Source organism: Psychrobacter sp. AOP31-B2-9 (assembly GCF_052378005.1).
Classification (GTDB): domain Bacteria; phylum Pseudomonadota; class Gammaproteobacteria; order Pseudomonadales; family Moraxellaceae; genus Psychrobacter.
On the sequence record NZ_JBQSXG010000216.1, the window covers coordinates 1 to 3,285 of the forward strand.

2 protein-coding genes are annotated in these 3,285 nt (G+C 42.5%); one reads left to right on the forward strand and one right to left on the reverse strand.

All coding sequences use genetic code 11. From position 1 onward, the window contains the following. Positions 1 to 232: 232 nt before the first annotated feature. Entirely contained in the window at positions 233 to 1,318 is a 1,086-nt protein-coding gene (nagZ, locus tag ACT3SX_RS14475) for a beta-N-acetylhexosaminidase (protein WP_192519165.1), read from the forward strand. Between the two features lie 113 nt (positions 1,319 to 1,431). Here nagZ and ACT3SX_RS14480 read toward each other — a convergent pair whose 3' ends face one another. After that, positions 1,432 to 3,009 (reverse strand): OmpA family protein, encoded by a 1,578-nt coding sequence (locus tag ACT3SX_RS14480; RefSeq protein WP_192519164.1) that lies wholly within the window; start codon positions 3,007 to 3,009, stop codon positions 1,432 to 1,434. Positions 3,010 to 3,285: the final 276 nt, after the last annotated feature.

Here is a 3,285-nt window from a genome sequence, read left to right on the forward strand (position 1 = left end):
CTACCTGCAGTCAAACAATTCTAAAATAGATACAAAGCAGCCGACTGCAGATTGCATATCTAAGGAGAATAACACCGTAGCGGTTTGGTAGCTCACTGACTATACAAATTGATTTGGATTCATCAGTCTGCCATATTATGCTCAATTAATAATAACTGTCATAATAAGAACATATTGACTGTTCATGCTTGTTTTAGCATTACCCATCATATAACACCATAAGGATTACGCAATGTACGGCGTCTTAATGATTGATATCGATAGTACCTCACTGACGAATGAAGATGTTAGCCTAATCAAACAAGCACAAGTTGGCGGCGTTATTTTATTTGCCCGAAACGTCGCAGATGCCGCGCAAGTGCGAGCATTGTGTGACGATATACGCTATCACAATCCTGATATATTAATCGGTGTCGACCAAGAAGGTGGTCGGGTCGCTCGGCTACGTAATGGCTTTACGCCATTACCAGCGATGGGCAGACTGGGTGAGTTATTTAACCGAGACCCAAACCGTGCATTGAACTGTGCTTACGATTGTGGTTATTTGATGGCCACAGAAGTGTTGGCTGTTGGGGTGGATTTGAGCTTTGCTCCTGTGCTTGATAGAGATGGTATTAGTCAAGTGATTGGTGACCGTAGCTTTCATCAGGAGCCACAAGCCATTATTGCGTTGGCAACTCAGTTTATGCGCGGCATGAAAGCAGCGGGTATGGCAACTACAGGCAAGCACTTCCCTGGTCATGGCGCCATTGCTCCTGATTCACACGTAGCTGAAGCAGTAGATACACGTAGTTTGGACGAGATTATGCAGAGTGATATGCAGCCTTTTGCACAAACACTGCCATGGCTCGATGCTTTAATGCCTGCTCACGTTATTTTTTCGCAAGTCGATGACCAACCAGCAGGATTCTCCAAGATTTGGCTAAAAGACATTATCCGTGATCAACTCGATTTTAATGGCGTTTTATTCTCTGATGATTTATGTATGGCAGGTGCTCAAGCAGCAGGTGACGTCAGCGCACGTGTAAAAGCCGCTATTGAAGCAGGTTGTGATATCGCACTAGTTTGTAATGATCGAGTCGCCGCCCATGAAGCAGCTGAAGCGGCACAAGAGTTGCCCTACCCCAATCAAAATCGTATCAAAACCATGTGTGGCAATATTCCACTATGGCAAGGAGATCTGGAATCTACCTGCCAGCAATTTGAATATTGGCAACAAGCCAAACAGAATGTGACTCAAACCTTTTTTGACACAAAACCTGAGCCGCAAGCGACAAATAATCATGACAGTGCCAAAGACCCTACGGCATATAAGTAGGGCTTGTGAAATATCCATAAATAATAGAATGGCAAATATAAAAAAACAAAAACCGCACTTTTATAAAGTGCGATTTTTCCATCATGAACTATTTTCACTCAAAATATTATAGATTAGTTTGCTGTGTCTACATCCATATCTTGAGTAACATCATCACTATCTGGTAGCATGTCATCATTATCACTATCAAGAGGATTTAAATCTGGATCAAGCGACTCATTATTGATGGTCATGCCATCATTCGCACTGCTAGGCTCATCATTGACAACAAACTCAATGCGACGATTGTGAAAACGCCCTTGCTCAGTCGAGTTATCAGCGATAGGTTCTGACTCACCCATACCTCTCGTCGTAAGCTTATTGGTATCGACACCTTGCGATACTAAATATTCTTTGACGGCGTTGGCACGCTCACGAGACAGCTCATTATTATGATCATCCGATCCCTGACCATCTGTATGACCGATAATCATCAGCTTGATATCTGGCACTTCGGCGATAATTTTGGTGGCCTGATCAAGTAACTCTTTATTTACCTCCGGCAGCGTTGCGTCATCTACGGAAAAATTAATAATCTGAACACTTAATGCACGAGCCACATCACTTGGATCTGGATTGTCACCAAGATTTTTCATCGCATTAGTTGCAGCGAACAAACTACTCTCTATCTCATCTTTTAAGTCTAATGGCCTCTCAGCCTGCACTTTCATCGCTGGCGCCGCTGCTTTTAAGTCAGCTATTAGCTTGTCCAATGCTAACGCATCAGACGTATTGACAGTGATAGTGTCACCTTCAATAATCATACTAGCATTTGGTACACTTTTTAGAATAGGCAAAACAGTCGTAAGCTGAGCTGCTACTGGCATGTCTACCGTAAAATGATCATCAACATCAGCACGACACTTATTGGCTTCATCACCAAATGCAGCAGTGAGCGCAGCCATTACGTTGGTCTGTAGCGTTTCATCGCCCACACTCATACGACAAGCATACAATTCACTGTTTTCATCTGTGGCCACACGTAATGAAGCCGCTTCTACATTACTTGCACCTGCTATCTGTTGTGACATGGCTGGCGTGGCAACAGGCTCAGGGTTTTCTTGGCAACCACGCAGTAACGCCCAAGCCAATGCACTCAAAATAATCAAACCAATGATTGGCAATAGTGCTTTCAAAAACCCACCTTGTTGCTCTTCTTGCTGTGGCTGTGGTGCTGTAGTGGTACTGACCGTATCAGCAAGAGGTTCTTCAACTGCCGCTGTGCTAGCTGATATAGTTCCCAGTAATACAGTGCTTGCCCATGCAGGTATATGGTGTTGGTAGCTGGCAAGATTATCACTCAAAAATTGCGGCACAGGCGTACTACCTGCCAAACTTTTGATTTCATAAAAGGCAAGTGGTGCGGCCATCGCAATCAATCCACGAGAGGCTGTCGCATCGACATCATGCTTACCCGCCAACTCACGAGCAATTTGATCACGTTGTGAGCCATCGGTCCATACACGGTCATAAAATGCTTGGTCATCACGAGCGATATTTTCATCGGCAAAACGGTTATAAGTACTACTGTCCGCTAAGCGAGCCGCAAAAATAGCATAAAACTGTTCAAGTAAATTTTTCTTAGCTGGACTATGGTCATCTTCTAGTACTGCTGGGCTCACTGTTCTAGTCAAATGACTGGTAATATCCATAATATAACGCCCCTATTTATTAGTGTTTATCGATATAGTTAGACATCATGATGATATAAAGTAAAAGCTTTCATCTTACTTAAACCAACTATACATAAAATTTTCTAAACCAAATTCTATTTTCATTATTATAAAAGTATTAAGTCAGCATCAACAATCAACACGTTGTTGTGCAAATGATACGTTAGATAATATTTTGATTGTCAAACATCCTTATAAATAAAGTGATGTTGATAAGAGAATCTTATATCATCACCTTAAATCAACCACGGTTAG